Source organism: Desulfurella sp., from assembly GCF_023256235.1.
Taxonomy (GTDB): domain Bacteria; phylum Campylobacterota_A; class Desulfurellia; order Desulfurellales; family Desulfurellaceae; genus Desulfurella.
This window is the reverse complement of record NZ_JAGDWY010000043.1, coordinates 1-15,856: the sequence shown is the minus strand read 5'-3', so window position 1 is coordinate 15,856 and position 15,856 is coordinate 1. Positions and strand designations below refer to the sequence as shown.

The following is a 15,856-nucleotide window of genomic DNA, read 5'->3' as shown; positions in this document are numbered from 1 at the left end:
TAACGTGGAAAGATTATTAAAGAAGTCTATCACATAAAACAGACTAAGAGCTATAACAAAAACCAGCAAGAAAATCTTTATAAACCGCTTTGCGATATAACTATAAATAAGTTTCATATTTTTTTGATATATACCAGTGTTCTAGTATTTCTGGTATGGCATGTTCAAATTCATCCAGACTTAGCATGTTTGAAGCATCAGAAAGCGCTTCTTTTGGGTTTATATGCGTTTCAAAAAATAAACCATCAACATTAATGCTTGCTGCTGCTTTTGCTAGAAATGGTGCATATTGTGGTGTACCAAGACTGCTTTTTGCTCCACCTGGTAGTTGCATTGAGTGTGTAGCATCGTAAATTACAGGTACACCAAGTTCTTTCATTATAAGCATACCTCTAAAATCAACCACTAAGTTATTATATCCAAAACTTGATCCTCTTTCTGTCAACCATACATTGTTATTGCCAGAAAATTTAACTTTCTCAATTGCGTACTTCATATCCCAGGGTGCCATGAATTGTCCTTTTTTTATATTTACGATTTTACCGGTTTTTGCAGCTGCAACAAGAAGATCTGTTTGTCTGCATAAAAAAGCTGGTATTTGTATAACATCAACTGTATCTTTAACAATATCTGCCTGGTTAGGCAAGTGTATATCGGTTGTAAGTCTCATATTAAAATTGTTCTTAACTTTTGCCAAAATTTCCATACCTTTAAAAATACCAACGCCTCTGTAAGAATCAATACTTGAGCGATTTGCTTTATCAAACGAAGCTTTAAAAATTATTTCTATATTAAATTTTTCACTGATATGTTTTAGCCTTTGGGCAATTTTTAATACAATTTCTTCAGATTCTATAACGCAGGGACCTGCTATTAAAAATTTATCCATTTTTTCCTCCTGTTTAGTATATAGCAAATAAATGTTTAAGTTTCAAATTCAACGACTGCGTTTTTGCCTCTTTTTTTTGCTTGATACATTGCATAATCAGCATTTTTTATACAATCTGCAAAATTTTTGCAACTATCAGGCCAAAAAGATATTCCTATGCTTACAGTCCTTTTTATACCATTTAAATTAAAAGCTTCTACACTGTTTTTTATGCGATTTGCAATATTTATAGCAACATTTTTTGGCACATTTTTCAATATTACAATGAATTCTTCTCCACCGTATCTTACACATACATCATTTTCTCTTAAGTTTTTATTTATGATTTTTGTTATTTCTTTTAAAAATTGATCACCTGTTTTGTGTCCGTATGTGTCATTAACTGATTTGAAGTTGTCTATATCAATAAACAAACATGCAAAATTTATATTGTTTTTTTGTGCTTCGTTGAATAACAGGGATAGGTATTCATCCAGAAATAGCCTGTTATATGCATTTGTTAGAGGATCTTTGTATGTTTGGTTTTTAAAAATGTTTATTGTTAGGGTATAGCCTATTACATCCCTTACCTGTTCAAATAGTTTTTTAATTGCATTCTGGTTGCTTATAGGTTTTTTATCTATTAGTTGAACAATTACAGTTGTATTGTTATTGTAGAATTTATCAAACAATGGTAAACAGATTATGTAGTAATCTTTTGAGCATTCTGAGTGTATTTTATTTTGCAAGCCGCTCTTTATGGATTGAAAACATTTGCACTTTGATATATCATTACGAGCAACGTTGCAATTTTCGCAGTATATTTTATCAGCATAAGTTTTTTTAATTGAGTTATTTTCTACAATAAATATATTAACATCCAAAAGATTGTACTCTTGTTTTAGTAGTTTTCTAAAAGTTTCATACATTTGATTTATGTCTTCGAATTGTGTAAGTGCATTTTTGATTTTTTGAATTTTAACTATGCTGTTTGAGTAATCTAAAAAATTATTTATAATGCAGCTTACTTCGTCGCTTGAACAGGGAATTTTAAAAGCAGGGTTGGCTAGTTCTTTAAATTCTTCTGATAGTTTTTTAAGCAATTTAATCTTTTTATCAAATTTTGATAAAATATTGTAAAAAATTACAAAAGATACAATAAAAACAACAAGACCAATTAAGAAACTTTTAATGAGAAATTTATAAAACAGCTGCTTCACATAAGATAGGTTATGATTGAGAACTTTATTAATATAGTCTTTTTTAACAGTACCTATTAGTTGAATATCAGGTGATATATTAATTGACTGTTTTATTGTAGATCCTTCAGGTGTACTGTTTAGATTAAAGATGCGGTTTTTGTATTTTATGTAAAAGTGGTAATTTTTGTTGAGTTTTAGTTGTTTTAGATAACTTATTATTTGTTGTGGGTTTTGGTTTGTGTTTTTGTAAATTTCGCTTTTTATGTATAAAAGCTGTGAATTTAATACCTGTTTTTCCTGGGCAATTATTTGACTTTTTACATAGTTTTTTTGTAGATCAAAATAGCCAAAGCTTAATGCAAAAAATACCAGATATCCACTTACACCAATTAAAAAAATCAAAACTACAAACCAGAATAAAAGCTTGTATTTTATATAATAGTTTATTTTGGCAAATAGCCTCTTCATTGTTAAAATTATACCATAAATTAATTAATTAACAAGAATAGATTAGCATTTTTTTAAAAATCTGTTATAATTATTATGTGAATTGGTTTGCTTTGATTTTGTTATCTATTGGACATATTGTAACTGATATTAATCAAAGCGCTGTACCTGCTATGCTACCTTTTTTTAAAAAAGAGTTTGCCTTAAATTATGCACAAACAGGTATTATTTTGCTTGTTACAAACGTTTTTTCCTCTGTTATACAGGTATATTTTGGATATATAGGCGATAAAAAAAACATGAGATACCTGATAGTTTTGGGTATTTTACTTGCAAGCGTAGGCGTTGGGTTTTCTGGTTTAACCAGCAATTTTTATTTGTTGCTTTTGCTTGTTGCGCTAAGCGGGCTTGGAGTCAGCGCATTTCACCCAATGGCTTTTAATGAAGCAAGCAACTATACAGGTGATAAAAAAGCAACCGGTATGAGCATATTTTCTTTGGGTGGCAATATTGGTTTTGCCATAGGTCCGCCTTTAATGTACTTTTTAATATATAAGTTTGATATGAAAGGTACACTTGGTGTTTTAGTAATAAGTTTGCCCATAATTTTGTTGATACAGATTCTGCTTCTTAGTAAAAAAACAAAAAAAACACACAAAAAAAGTATAAATTTGCCACTTGAATTTAGCATAGACAGATTAAGTTTGTTTTTGCTTATCTTATACATAATGTTTAGAACATGGATTTATTTTGGTTTAATGTCATATTTGCCATTTAAATATGCAATGTATTTAAAAGATCAGCCTTCATTTGTTTCAATATTGTTGTTTTGCTTGCTTTCTGGCGGTGCTGTGGGCACAATATTTGGTGGTATGCTAGCAGATAGAATTGGTACAAAAAATGCTTTACTTGTAACTATGATCATGACGTTTGTTTTAAATATAATTTTTAATAATGTAAAAAATGAAATTGCACTATTTATTTTTGCATTTTTGGTAGGATTTGTTTTGGTATCTACATTTTCTGTAACTGTAGTGCTTGCTCAAGAATTTTTGCCACATAAAAAAGCACTTGCTTCTGGTATAGCAGCAGGCTTTGCTATTGGCACAGGTGGTATTGGTGTTAGTTTATTTGGTGTTGTTAGTGATCATTTTGGATTAAGTGCAGTTTTTTATATTATTGAAGCATTGCCTGTTTTTGCCATTATTTGTTCAATTTTAATAAAGAAGCCAAAACCGGTTAAGATTTATGGATAAGCCTTTTGTAATTTTATGTGGTCTTGGATATTTTGAAGTAAAACTACTTGAAGCTGTATCAAATTTATATCCTGTAGTTGCAATTGACATAGATCCAATAAAAATCAACTCACTAAAACCACAATTTGAAAATTGCGTCTTTTTGCATGCGGATGCAAGCAGTATTCTTACATGGAAAAAGCTGGATTTAAAAAATCTTGTTGCAGTTATTACAACATTTACAGATAGCGATATTAACCTTGAGGTTTGTCGCATAATAAGGCTAAATTTTCACTCAGATAAACCAATTATAGTTTTATCATACAGTGAGGATCGTCAGGAAGAGTTTAAACAATACAATGCTAAAATAATAAAACCCATCGATATGGCTATTGAGGCTGTTATTGGAAGGTTGCAAAGAAATTATTCGAAAGCTATAAATATAGGTCTTGGGCAGTCTGAGATCATAGAAGTTAGCGTTTTGTCAAAATCTCACATAACTGACAAAAAATTAAGCAAACTAAAAGCAAAAAGCTGGCATGTAGCTGCAATCTATAGAGACGATCAGTTAATTATACCAAATGGCGATTCTGTTATTAAGATAAACGATAAGGTTATACTTGTAGGAAACCCAAGAACACTTGAAAATATTTCAAATATTTTACTAAAAGGCATACCTCAGTTTCCCCTGCAGTATGGACAGGAGTGTATAGCTTTAGAAAACAGCCAAAAAAGCATAATCAATGAAACAATGTATTTATCAGAAAATTTATCGGCTAAATTTACGCTTGTTTCATACAAGTTTCCTTTATCAGATAGGTTAAATCACCCAAAGCTTAGCACGCCAGATACAATTGTAGATAAATTGAAAGATATTTTTACCTTAAAAGAAGATGTAGGTTTATATATATTCCCAGAATTTGGTGATTTTTTAAATTTAAAGTTAAAATCCATTTTTAAAAATTGCACAAAGCCATTTTTAATAGCAAAAGGTACATATCCTTACAAAGGTATAATAGCTGTAATGAATTCTTTTGATATGCTTGGTGTTCTTGAGACCACAATTGAATTGTCAAAAATATTCAATGTTGAGTATAGAGTACTGTTAAATGTTATGCCAGATAGCCTGTCTACATTGAGCGAAAAAATCCAGATTAGGAAAGCTGCCGCTTTAGTTCGTGATTTTGAAAGTGTGTATAAAACAAAGATAAATTTTAAAACGCAGGTTAAAAATCCTGTTGTGGGAACAATTGAGTTTACAAAGCATTTCCCAAATCATCTTGTGGTGCTAAATTATAAAAAAAATTCAAAAATATCTTTTTTAAAGCCTCATATAGCTTATTTAATTGTAAAAAAAATAAAAAATAGCGCTTTAGCAGTGCCATTATGAGCGATCTGGATGTTTTAAGACTGTTACTTATAATATTTGGAATGTTTATAATGCCTTTCATATCAAAAAAAATAAACATACCTTTTGCTGTTGGCGAGATACTTTATGGAATTTTAATTAAAAATATTTTTCCTATTAACTGGCATGATTCTGCTATTGTAAAATTTTTATCATTGTTTGGCTTTATTGTGCTCATGTATATGGCTGGGCTTGAGCTTGATATAAGAACGCTTAGGAATGTTACAAAAAAAGATGCATTTGCATTTGTTTTGTATTTTTTTGTAGTTATCGGTTTTGCTTTTTTTATTGTAAAGCAAATAAATAAACCTGCAATTTATGCACTGGCATTTAGTGTTACTTCTATTGGTTTGTTGTATCCTGTTTTAAAAGAGCATAATATGATTAACAAGCCGTTTGGTTTAAAGATACTGATACTTGGCAGTATCGGTGAAATTATGAGTCTATTTGCTATAATAATTTTTAACCTTTATTTTAAGTTTGGCTTTAGTTTGGAATCTTTAATAAAACTAACACAGCTTGCTGTATTTGTGATACTTTCTATTTTGTTTTTAAGGCTTCTTAGGCTTTTTTTGTGGTGGTTTCCTCATTTGAGCGAAATTTTTCTAAAAACTGGCAACACTACAGAAACTGGCATCAGAACAAATTTTTTAAATCTTATAGTTTTTGTATTTTTATCAGATATATTAGGCATAGAACCAATCCTTGGCGCTTTTATAAGTGGTTTTATTCTATCTTTATCGTTACAGGAAAATGAAAATATCAAAACAAGTTTTGGCATAATTGGTAATGGCTTTTTGGTTCCTATTTTTTTTATTCATGTAGGCTTGTCTTTTGACTTAAGTGCAATGATGAGTTTAAATATGATAAAAGAAGCGTGTTTGGTTGCAATTGTGATAGTTTTGGTAAGATACATGTCCAGTTTTGTTTTGCTGTTTTCTGATTTTAAATTGAAAGAAGTTTTTATAGCACCAATTGGTATTTCTTTCCCTTTGACTTTGCTTGTTGCCGTATCGCAATTTGGTAAAAGTTTTGGTATTTTGGATGCAAAAGGCGCTAGCATGCTAGTGTTAAGTGCAATGCTAACAAGTTTTATATACTCAAATGTATTTAAATCAATACATTTGCGCTAATTGTGTTGATTTCTGCGCCTAAATTTTGTAAAATAATCATTTGTATGGATAAGTCATTTGAAGCTTCAAATTTTATAGAAGAAATTATTATAAAGGACTTGCAGGATGGCAGGTTTAATTATGTTCAAACGCGTTTTCCTCCAGAACCAAATGGTTATTTGCATATAGGGCATGCCAAAGCTATCGTCATTAATTTTGAAATAGCCAAAAAATTTGGTGGCAAATGTAATTTGCGGTTTGATGATACGAATCCAACAAAAGAAAATATTGATTATATAAACGCTATAATAGACGATGTTAAATGGCTTGGTTATGACTTTGGTGATAAAGTTTATTATGCTTCAGATTACTTTGATGAAATGTATGAGCTTGCCAAAAAACTCATTATGAAAGGCAAAGCCTATGTTTGCAATCAAAGCACTGAAGAAATCAGGCAAAACAGAGGCACATTGACACAGCCAGGTATCGATAGCCCCTACAGAAATAGAAGCATTGAAGAAAATTTAGATTTATTTGAAAAGATGAAAAATGGAGAATTTAAAGAAGGTGAGTGCGTATTAAGGGCAAAAATTGATATGTCTCACCCCAATTTAAATATGCGAGATCCGGTTATGTATCGAATAATCAAAACGCCTCATCACAGAACAAAAGATAAGTGGTGTATTTATCCTACATACGATTGGGCGCATGGTTTGGAAGATTCTATAGAAAAAGTTACGCATTCGCTTTGTACACTTGAATTTGAAGATCACAGAATTCTATATGATTGGTTTTTAGATGAGCTTGGTGTTTTTCATCCAAGACAAATTGAATTTGCAAGGCTAAATTTAACATATACAGTATTGAGCAAGCGAAAACTTTTGCATCTCGTTGAAAATGGTTATGTAAATGGGTGGGATGATCCTAGAATGCCTACAATTAAAGGTTTAAAAAGACGTGGATTTACAAAGGATTCTATCGTAGATTTTATAAAAACAATAGGCGTTACAAAAAGCAATGCTATTATTGATTATGCACTACTTGAACACTGCGCAAGGCAGGATTTGAACAAGAAAGCAAAGCGCGCTATGGTTGTTGAAGACCCAATTAAGCTTATAATCGAAAATTATCCAGATGATAAGACAGAGTATCTTGAGGCAGTTAATAATCCAGAAGATGAATCTTATGGTAAAAGGCTAGTTTCTTTTAGTAAAGAACTATTTATTGAAAGAAAAGACTTTGCTATAGATCCACCAAAAGGATTCTACAGGCTTAAAGTTGGTCAAGAGGTCAGGCTTGTATTTGCATACTATGTAGTTTGCACTGGTTACGAAACAGATGAAAATGGTAATGTAGTAATAGTTAGATGTACTTATGATCCAAATTCCAAAGGTGGCTGGAGTGATGATGCAAGAAAGGTTAAGGGTACAATTCATTGGGTAAACGCAAAAGATTGCATAGATGTTGAGCTTAGAATATACGATAAGTTGTTTGTAAAAGAAAATCCCCAGGAAACAGAAGAAGAAACAGATTTTACAACGTATTTGAACCCAAATTCACTGGTAATAAAGTTTGCAAAGGCAGAAAAATCTTTACTTGAAGCAAAAGATTTTGAAAATTTTCAATTTTTAAGGCTTGGTTATTTTTGCAAAGACCCGGATTCAACAAAAAACCATTTAATATTTAATAAAACTGTTGACTTAAAAGATAGCTATTCAAAAATTCTAAAAAAATCTTAAAAATGCATATTATTTTCGAAAAATTTGTTAAAATAAGTAAAATTAAAATTTCACCAAAAAGTATTATAAAATGTACAAATTGTCCACAATATAATAAAAATCCTTCATGTCCGCCAAATTCACCAGATTATTTTTTGTCTGTCAAATGGATATCAAGCTACAAAAAGGCACTCTTTATTAAATGCTATATTGACAATACAATGTTTGAACACGAAAAAAGAGAAATGATTAAAATGTTACTTGAAAAAGAAAAGTATTTTTTTTCCCAAAATAAATTTTATGCATACGCATTGTTCCCCGGCAATTGCAATTTGTGTCCTGTATGCTCGTATGAAACAACAAAAGTTTGCCAGAAGCCATCAAATGTACGTTATTCACTGGATGCTGTTGGCATACAGTTAGATTCTCTAGTAAAAATTGATTTTACAGAAAGCGTTTTGTACGGTTTAGTTTTGATTGATTAAATTGTTATAGTCTTGTCAGTTTCTGTATTAGTGTTGGTTTGTTTATACTGCTTTGAGCAACAAGTGGTATTTTTTTATCCCCATAAATTAGATTACCAACTATTTGACCTTTGCTAATTGGCAATTTTAGCTCTTTGTCCAGCATTATCTGTAAATGTATATTTTTTGAAGGCCAGACAATTGATGAAAGAGAATCTTTTGCAATTAAATTTGTTTTAAAACCGTTTGGATAAACCAATGTAGCAACTAACTGATTTTTCTTTACAATTTCTTTTAAGTCAAGGTAGGGTTTTAGGCTATCTAAAGCATTTATTGCGCCATTTAAAGCTGTCATTAGAGGTTCTTTGCCGCTTGCACCAAATATTGCACCAATAATAGTTGCTTTTTTGTAGCCAACAAAATGATTAGCAGCAAAAACAAAATTGGCTCCAATTTGTGGCATTGAGCCTGTTTTTATACCCACTATGCCGTCTTTGCCAAGGACATAGTTTACATTGTACACTGTACCGCAAACTGGTAAAGTAGCTTGAGCCATACCAACGATTGTCCTAAAAGTGTGCAGTTCAAATGCTTTTTGTGCCAGCAAAACCTGGTCATAGGCGCTGCTTTGAGTCTTTAGACTAATGCCAGCTGGATCATCATAATGCGTATTTGTCATGCCAAGTTCTTTTGCTGTTTGATTCATTTTTAATACAAAATTTTCAACGCTTCCTGCATCCCACCTTGCAAGCAGAGTTGCAATATTATTTGCAGATGGCAAAAGCAAAGCTTCTAGCATTTGTCTTTCGTTTAATTTTTCACCAGCTTCGACTTTTACAACGGATTGACCATCGGCTTTATCTTTTAAGTATTCTTCAACATCGCGTTTTGTTATGGTTAACGCCTCTCCATTTTGGCCAAATTGGAGCGGATGATCTTTAAGAATGATGTATGCTGTCATTATTTTTGCTACACTTGCTGTTGGAAGCGGTGACTGATCTTGAGTTTTTTGTATAAAGCCTTCGTTTTGTATAGCTATTGCGCATTGAGCGTTTTGTGGCCAGTTTATTTGAAGAGAACCACCAATTGTTTGATTTGTATCTACATTGAGTTTTAATTTTGGTTTACCAACAGGTCTTAGTATTTGTATCAGCGCTAAAATTATTAAAATTGTAATCAAAACTGGTAATTTACTTTTTTTTCTTTTTTCTGCTTTCATTACAACCTCCCAATCAACCTCTAAGATTAAAAGAAATTTTTATAAAGTCAAGTTTTTTATGAAGCAATTTTTATAAGGGTTCTAACATATTTAGAAATTTGATAGCAAACTGTATTTATTTGACAGTTTAATTAAATTTTAGTATGTTAAAGCTAAATAGGAGGGTAACAATGAATGGTTTAAATATTCAATTAAATGAACAAGAATACGTAGAAAGTATTAAATACTATAGTGGTACATATTGGCAACAGGTTGAGGATACTGCTATAAGAGAATGCTTTGATAATATGAGATTTATTGCTTTTGCTGTAAACCCTACAGATATTTTTACATTTTGGGAATGCGAAAAAAAGTATGATTCTAAACTTTATATAAGGCTATTTGATGTTACAAATATAGATAATTTTTTTGAAGGTAAGTTTAATTGGTATAAAGATATATATGTAGGAAATTATTGTGGAAGGTATAGAATTAATGGTCTTATACCATCTGCAAATTTTGTATTGCAAATTGGAGTTTTTTCTGAAAATAAATTTGTAAGGCTTTTGCAGTCAAATTTTGTTAGAATGCCAAATAATTCAATTTCTACTAATACAACAATAAAAATGGCAACAAAGGTTTTTGATAAATTTGAAAAAAGTAATGTAAAAACAGAAAAAATTACACATTTTTACTTTGGTAATTTTAAAGAGCCAGCTCAAACATCTCAAGGAGTAATAAAATGAGTGGTTATTTGAATTTAGTTTTACATGCACATTTGCCTTTTGTTAGACATCCTGAGTTTGAGGATTTTTTGGAAGAAGATTGGTTTTATGAAGCATGCCTTGAAACATACATGCCACTTCTATCTATGTTTGAAAGACTTCACAATGATAACATTCCGTTTAAATTAACAATGAGTATTACGCCGACGCTTGCAAGTATGATGAAAGATAGTTATTTAATTGGAAAATTAGAAAAAAGGATATATAAGCTAAAAGAGCTTATTAGCAAAGAAAAACACAAAAAAGCCAACACGCCTTTTAATGATGCTATATTGATGTATGAAAATTGGATAGAAAGAAATAAACAGGTTTTGGAAAAATATGATTTTGACTTAACAAAGGGTTTTAAAAGATTTTATGAAAATGGAAATTTAGAGCTTATAACATGCAATTCAACACATGGTTTTTTGCCTTTTATGCAGGCACTACCAAAATTGGTTGAGGCTCAGGTCAAAGTAGGCGTTGAAAGTTTTAAACAAACATTTGGTTTTAAACCAAGTGGCATCTGGCTTGCTGAATGCGGATATTATAGAGGTGTTGAAGAAATTTTGCAAAAAAACGATATTGAGTATTTTTTTGGCGAAACACACAGTATTATGTATGCAGATGAAATGCCAAAATATGGTGTTTATGCACCAATGTATACACCGAGTCTGGTTGCATGCTTTGCCAGAGATCCGGAATCTTCAAAGCAGGTCTGGAGTGCCAAAGAAGGCTACCCGGGCGATTTCGATTATAGAGAATTTTATAGGGATATTGGTTTTGACGAAGATTACGACTACATAAAGCCTTATTTACATTTAGATGGTCAAAGACGTTTTGTTGGTCTAAAATATTACCGCATAACCTCGAGCTTTGCAGATTTAGGAAGCAAAGAGCCATACAATCCTTTTTGGGCTCAAAATAAAGTCAAAATTCATGCTGCAAACTTTTTGTTTAACAGACAAAAGCAGTTTGAATACCTAAATAGTATAATGGATAGAAAACCTATAGTAAACGCTATGTTTGATTGCGAGCTTTTTGGCCATTGGTGGTGGGAGGGTATAAATTTTTTAGAAGAAATTTTTAGGCAAGCGCATAGTGTAAAAGAATTTGGTGTTGAGTTTAGAAGTGCAAAAGATTACTTGCGTGAGTTTCCAACAAACCAGATGAGTAATTTGTGCGAGTCAAGCTGGGGTTATAAAGGTTATGGAGATGTATGGTGCGAAGGTTCAAACGAGTGGATTTACAGGCCTTTATATGAAGCCGGCATAAAAATGGTTGAAAAGGCAACGCTTTATAAAAATACTCAGGATAAAAAAATAAAACGTCTATTAAATCAGATGGCCCGCGAATTACTCCTTGCGCAAAGTTCAGATTGGGCTTTTATAATGAAAACAGGCACAATGGTTGATTACGCAATAAAGCGCACTAAATTACACCTTAAACGCTTTGAAGTACTTTTGGATTTTTTAAATAAACAAGCTGTAGATAAAACCTTTTTGGAAATAGTTGAATTTAGAGACAAAATATTTCCAAAAATCTCATTTAAGGTTTATGCACTTTGAAGCATTTTTTTTTAGTTTTGATTGGTATTTTGATACTTTGCAGAGTGTCTGCTGCAAAAGATGAACCAACGTTCATAAAAGCAGATCATATTACATACGATGAAGCCATAACTACATATATAGCTAAAGGCAACTGCGAAATTAAAAAAGATAAGCATGTATTAAAAGCAGATGAAGCCATCTACAATAAAACAAATGGCGTTGTTCAACTGTATGGCAATGTACAAATTTATGATAATGAGGGTGATTGGGTAAAAGGTCCAAAAGCTGTCATAAATATTGATACTTTTAAAGGTTTTGCTGATAATGCGGTTTGCTTTGTTGCAAAAAATCATTTATACATAAAAGCAAAGCGCATAATTTTGGATGATAAAAATCACTACTATGCAAGTGATACAACAATTACTGGTTGCGATTGCCCAGAGTGTCTATCTTTTGATACAAAATATGCACCCGAATGGTCAATACATGCAAAAAATACCTATATTGTAAAAAACAATTATGTTTTTAGCTATCCTTTGTGGTTCAATATTGGCAAAGTCCCTGTTTTTGTATTTCCTGCAATAGAAGAACCTCTTGTTAGAAAAAGTGGCTTTTTGTTTCCTAGTTTTGGTTACTCTAAAACAAACGGTTTTAAGTATTACCAACCATATTATTGGGCAATTAATAAATCTCAAGATGCCACATTTACATCACAATACGATGGCAAAATTGGCTATGGTTTAAATACACAGTACAGATATTATTGGACAGATAATATAAAAGGTCAATGGGACATAGAATTGTTTAAAGACACAACACCTCCAGCAGGCGACATAAAGCGTACAAGACTAAATCTTGATATCACTCAAAACGCAGATTTTAAAAAATATGGAGATCTCAAGGCAGATATTCATTATTTAAGCAACAAGAACAATTTGCGTGTTATAAATGATGACAATATGCAGCTTACAAGCAACAGGTATACTTCAAGCAAGCTTATGTATGCTTTGCAAAATGGACCATACTTTTTAGATATAAATAATTATTTCTACCAGAACCTTGTAGCATCAAATAATTCTCAGACTCTTCAAAAACTGCCAGAAGTATTTATGGGAGCAACAAATTTAGATATTTACAAAAAATTATCATTAGATATTTCTTCGCTTTATTCATACAATTACAGACAAGATGGTTTAAGAGGAAATGTTCTGGATATTTCTCCAAGTTTTTCTTATCCGTTTAAGATAGGTTTTATAAATTTCTTGCCAAAAGCTGGCATTCATTACCTTTTTTCTAATTATTCAAATGGCTTAACTGGTTCGCAATCAAGCGTTGTGCCTAATCTTAGCTTAACTGCTAGAACATCATTTTTTAAAATATACGATTTATCAAGTGGTAATAGCTATAAGCATATTATTGCACCAGAAGTTAGCTATACTTTTGTGCCAAAAGTCAAACAGGAATTTCCAGATTTTGTAAACACATATCCCCAAAAAAGTGCACTTGATTTAACGCTTGAAAATACGATAATTAAAAGGACAGTAAACGACAAAGGCGAAGCTGATTACAGAGAAATTTTTTACAATAAAATTACTCAAGAATACAGATTTGCAAATTATGCAAATACACCAATAAAACCTATAGATTCAAGAGAAACCTATATGTCTCCAAGATATGTTTATTCAAATGGCCCAATTTATGAAGAAACGCGCATTTCGCCATTTTCATTCTTTAATTTTTCTTCTCAGGCTTATTACCAATGGCAAAAACACACATTTACCTACACAACAGATAACCTAAATTTTAATTTTAATACATTTGGTTTTTCTATTGGCTATACTACAGCTAAAGATCCGGATTTTAATACCACAAGCAATGGTATTACATACTCTGTCTTTTTCTATCCTATAAAGAGGCTTTATACCTACATCAGTTTAAATAGAGATATACTTGATAGTTATTTTCCACAAAAAAGGGCTGGTTTTTATTACACAAGTGATTGCTGGGGCTTTGGTTTGGATGTTTTCCAAAATGCAGTTCCACAGCAAGTGGGTAATACGTATATAGCAAATAAAAATGTAGGTTTCTGGATTACTTTATCTTTGAGAGGTATTGGTGTCTTTAAAAAACGATGAGCCAAAAAAAGCTGTAGCACTTAAGTATATTAAAGAAAAAGACATAGCACCCAAAGTTGTTGCAAAAGGAAAAGGCTACCTTGCATTTATAATAGAAGAAACAGCTAAAAAGCACAACGTTTATATAAAGAAAGAGCCAGCTCTTGCGCAAGAGCTTTATAAACTAAACATTGATAGTCAGATACCACAGGAATTGTACGAAGCAGTTGCAAAAATACTTAGTTTTATTTACAAATTAAAAAAAATGTGAGGTATCCATGTTTGAAGATTTAGTTATTCAAATAAAACCGATTGGTTGGGTAGAATCAGATTTTAAAATAGGCCAAAAAGAAAAAACAAAAGCTATATTACATATTTTTGATGAGTATGCGCAAGGGCTTTTTAGATTGGATGAGTTTAAATATATTATGGTAATTTTTTACTTTCATAAGTTCAATGATTTTAATTTGATAGCAACGCCGCCCCACAATAATCCAGATAAAGCGCAATACGGTGTTTTTGCCACGCACTCGCCCAAAAGGCCAAATCATATAGGTGTATCGACCGTACCAATTTTAGAAGTTGGGCAAAATTACATAAAAATTAACAATTGCGATATGATATATGGTACTCCTATTTTGGATATAAAAGCTCAGAGAAACTAGTTTGACTTTTTAAATATATAAAGCTAATAAATCGTTAATCAAGCCTTTGTAAGAAAAATTTAAGGTATTATATATCTTTTTTAAGCAAGTTTCTAGATTGTTTTTTTGGCTAATAAAAAACTAAATACCAAGAAAATGCTATTAAAATAGAATAAAATAAAAAAGTTTAAATTCCCTTCTCACCTCTTGACAAACTCACAAATTTAGAATATATTACAAAACTGTCGCTTATGACAAGTTCTTTGAAAAGTTCCAGATGAAGAGCAAATAAACAACTTTTAGTATTTTTACTGAGAGTTTGATCCTGGCTCAGAATGAACGCTGGCGGCGTGCCTAACACATGCAAGTCGTACGCGAAAGAAGGGCAACCTTCGAGTAAAGTGGCGCACGGGTGAGTAACACGTGGATAACCTGCCCCAAAGTCTGGGATAACGTGCCGAAAGGTGCGCTAATACCGGATACATTTATACCTCACAAGAGGTATAAAAAAAGGAGGCCTCTGCTTGCAAGCTTTCGCTTTGGGATGGGTCCGCGGCCTATCAGGTAGTTGGTAGGGTAACGGCCTACCAAGCCTACGACGGGTAGCTGGTCTGAGAGGACGATCAGCCACATTGGGACTGAGACACGGCCCAGACTCCTACGGGAGGCAGCAGTGGGGAATATTGGGCAATGGGAGAAATCCTGACCCAGCAACGCCGCGTGGAGGATGAAGGCCTTCGGGTTGTAAACTCCTGTCAGCAGGGAAAAAGATTGCAAAAGCTAATACCTTTTGCAGTTTGATGGTACCTGCTAAGGAAGCACCGGCTAACTACGTGCCAGCAGCCGCGGTAATACGTAGGGTGCAAGCGTTATTCGGAATCACTGGGCGTAAAGGGCGCGCAGGCGGTTTTGTAAGTCTAAAGTGAAATCCTTGGGCTTAACCCAGGGGCTGCTTTAGATACTGCAAAACTCGAGTTCGGGAAAAGCAAGCGGAATTCCTGGTGAAGGGGTGAAATCCGTAGATATCAGGAAGAACACCAGTGGCGAAAGCGGCTTGCTAGAACGCAACTGACGCTTAGGCGCGAAAGCGTGGGGAGCAAACAGGATTAGATACCCTGGTAGTCCACGCCCT

General features: G+C 32.3%; 13 protein-coding genes and 1 rRNA gene. 11 read left to right on the top strand and 3 right to left on the bottom strand.

Annotated elements, in window-relative coordinates; all coding sequences use genetic code 11:
- Window positions 1–100: 100 nt before the first annotated feature.
- Both kdsA and Q0C22_RS04315 read right to left on the bottom strand, forming a co-directional pair.
- A complete protein-coding gene (kdsA, locus tag Q0C22_RS04320; protein ID WP_291492107.1) occupies window positions 101–916 on the bottom strand; it encodes a 3-deoxy-8-phosphooctulonate synthase in 816 nt (271 codons plus the stop codon).
- A gap of 8 nt (window positions 917–924) precedes the next feature.
- A complete protein-coding gene (locus Q0C22_RS04315) occupies window positions 925–2,538 on the bottom strand; it encodes a GGDEF domain-containing protein (protein WP_291492099.1) in 1,614 nt (537 codons plus the stop codon).
- 77 nt (window positions 2,539–2,615) lie between these two features.
- On the opposite strand from Q0C22_RS04315, the gene Q0C22_RS04310 reads away from it, so the two are divergent.
- The 5 genes from Q0C22_RS04310 to Q0C22_RS04290 are packed head-to-tail and all read left to right on the top strand — an operon-like array spanning window position 2,616 to window position 8,475.
- A complete protein-coding gene (locus tag Q0C22_RS04310) occupies window positions 2,616–3,773 on the top strand; it encodes an MFS transporter (protein WP_291492096.1) in 1,158 nt (385 codons plus the stop codon).
- Window positions 3,766–5,142: a TrkA family potassium uptake protein gene (locus Q0C22_RS04305; protein WP_291492068.1), complete on the top strand. Its 1,377-nt coding sequence runs from the start codon at window positions 3,766–3,768 to the stop codon at window positions 5,140–5,142. Before Q0C22_RS04310 ends, Q0C22_RS04305 begins: the two co-directional genes overlap by 8 nt.
- Window positions 5,139–6,293, top strand: a complete 1,155-nt coding sequence (locus Q0C22_RS04300; RefSeq protein ID WP_291492049.1) for a cation:proton antiporter — start codon at window positions 5,139–5,141, stop codon at window positions 6,291–6,293. Before Q0C22_RS04305 ends, Q0C22_RS04300 begins: the two co-directional genes overlap by 4 nt.
- A 44-nt stretch (window positions 6,294–6,337) precedes the next feature.
- Window positions 6,338–8,011, top strand: coding sequence for a glutamine--tRNA ligase/YqeY domain fusion protein (locus Q0C22_RS04295; RefSeq protein ID WP_291492040.1), 1,674 nt, complete (start codon window positions 6,338–6,340; stop codon window positions 8,009–8,011).
- Window positions 8,012–8,013: 2 nt separating this feature from the next.
- Window positions 8,014–8,475: a DUF2284 domain-containing protein gene (locus Q0C22_RS04290; protein WP_291492031.1), complete on the top strand. Its 462-nt coding sequence runs from the start codon at window positions 8,014–8,016 to the stop codon at window positions 8,473–8,475.
- Between the two features lie 4 nt (window positions 8,476–8,479).
- Here Q0C22_RS04290 and Q0C22_RS04285 read toward each other — a convergent pair whose 3' ends face one another.
- Complete coding sequence (locus tag Q0C22_RS04285) at window positions 8,480–9,673, bottom strand: hypothetical protein (RefSeq protein ID WP_291492026.1); 1,194 nt, start codon at window positions 9,671–9,673, stop codon at window positions 8,480–8,482.
- A gap of 170 nt (window positions 9,674–9,843) precedes the next feature.
- On the opposite strand from Q0C22_RS04285, the gene Q0C22_RS04280 reads away from it, so the two are divergent.
- The 6 genes from Q0C22_RS04280 to Q0C22_RS04255 all read left to right on the top strand — a co-directional run.
- Window positions 9,844–10,398 carry a DUF4912 domain-containing protein gene (locus tag Q0C22_RS04280; protein ID WP_291492018.1) on the top strand — a complete coding sequence of 185 codons (555 nt, stop codon included), beginning with the start codon at window positions 9,844–9,846 and terminating at the stop codon, window positions 10,396–10,398.
- The gene (locus Q0C22_RS04275; RefSeq protein ID WP_291492010.1) at window positions 10,395–11,984 is read left to right on the top strand and encodes a 1,4-alpha-glucan branching protein domain-containing protein; all 1,590 of its coding nucleotides are present in this window, start codon (window positions 10,395–10,397) and stop codon (window positions 11,982–11,984) included. The genes Q0C22_RS04280 and Q0C22_RS04275 overlap by 4 nt, the downstream gene beginning before the upstream one ends.
- The gene (locus tag Q0C22_RS04270) at window positions 11,981–14,101 is read left to right on the top strand and encodes an LPS-assembly protein LptD (RefSeq protein ID WP_291492001.1); all 2,121 of its coding nucleotides are present in this window, start codon (window positions 11,981–11,983) and stop codon (window positions 14,099–14,101) included. The genes Q0C22_RS04275 and Q0C22_RS04270 overlap by 4 nt, the downstream gene beginning before the upstream one ends.
- Window positions 14,082–14,351, top strand: a complete 270-nt coding sequence (locus Q0C22_RS04265) for an EscU/YscU/HrcU family type III secretion system export apparatus switch protein (RefSeq protein ID WP_291491993.1) — start codon at window positions 14,082–14,084, stop codon at window positions 14,349–14,351. Before Q0C22_RS04270 ends, Q0C22_RS04265 begins: the two co-directional genes overlap by 20 nt.
- 7 nt (window positions 14,352–14,358) lie before the next feature.
- Window positions 14,359–14,745 (top strand): tRNA (N6-threonylcarbamoyladenosine(37)-N6)-methyltransferase TrmO, encoded by a 387-nt coding sequence (gene tsaA, locus Q0C22_RS04260; protein ID WP_291491980.1) that lies wholly within the window; start codon window positions 14,359–14,361, stop codon window positions 14,743–14,745.
- Between the two features lie 286 nt (window positions 14,746–15,031).
- Window positions 15,032–15,856 (top strand): 16S ribosomal RNA (locus Q0C22_RS04255); the annotation flags it as partial.

Coding starts and splice junctions, on each gene's coding strand:
- Q0C22_RS04315 (WP_291492099.1), bottom strand. CDS start 2,538: ATGAAGAGGCTATTTGCCAAAATAAACTATTATATAAAATACAAGCTT.
- Q0C22_RS04305 (WP_291492068.1), top strand. CDS start 3,766: ATGGATAAGCCTTTTGTAATTTTATGTGGTCTTGGATATTTTGAAGTA.
- Q0C22_RS04300 (WP_291492049.1), top strand. CDS start 5,139: ATGAGCGATCTGGATGTTTTAAGACTGTTACTTATAATATTTGGAATG.
- Q0C22_RS04295 (WP_291492040.1), top strand. CDS start 6,338: ATGGATAAGTCATTTGAAGCTTCAAATTTTATAGAAGAAATTATTATA.
- Q0C22_RS04290 (WP_291492031.1), top strand. CDS start 8,014: ATGCATATTATTTTCGAAAAATTTGTTAAAATAAGTAAAATTAAAATT.
- Q0C22_RS04285 (WP_291492026.1), bottom strand. CDS start 9,673: ATGAAAGCAGAAAAAAGAAAAAAAAGTAAATTACCAGTTTTGATTACA.
- Q0C22_RS04280 (WP_291492018.1), top strand. CDS start 9,844: ATGAATGGTTTAAATATTCAATTAAATGAACAAGAATACGTAGAAAGT.
- Q0C22_RS04275 (WP_291492010.1), top strand. CDS start 10,395: ATGAGTGGTTATTTGAATTTAGTTTTACATGCACATTTGCCTTTTGTT.
- tsaA (WP_291491980.1), top strand. CDS start 14,359: ATGTTTGAAGATTTAGTTATTCAAATAAAACCGATTGGTTGGGTAGAA.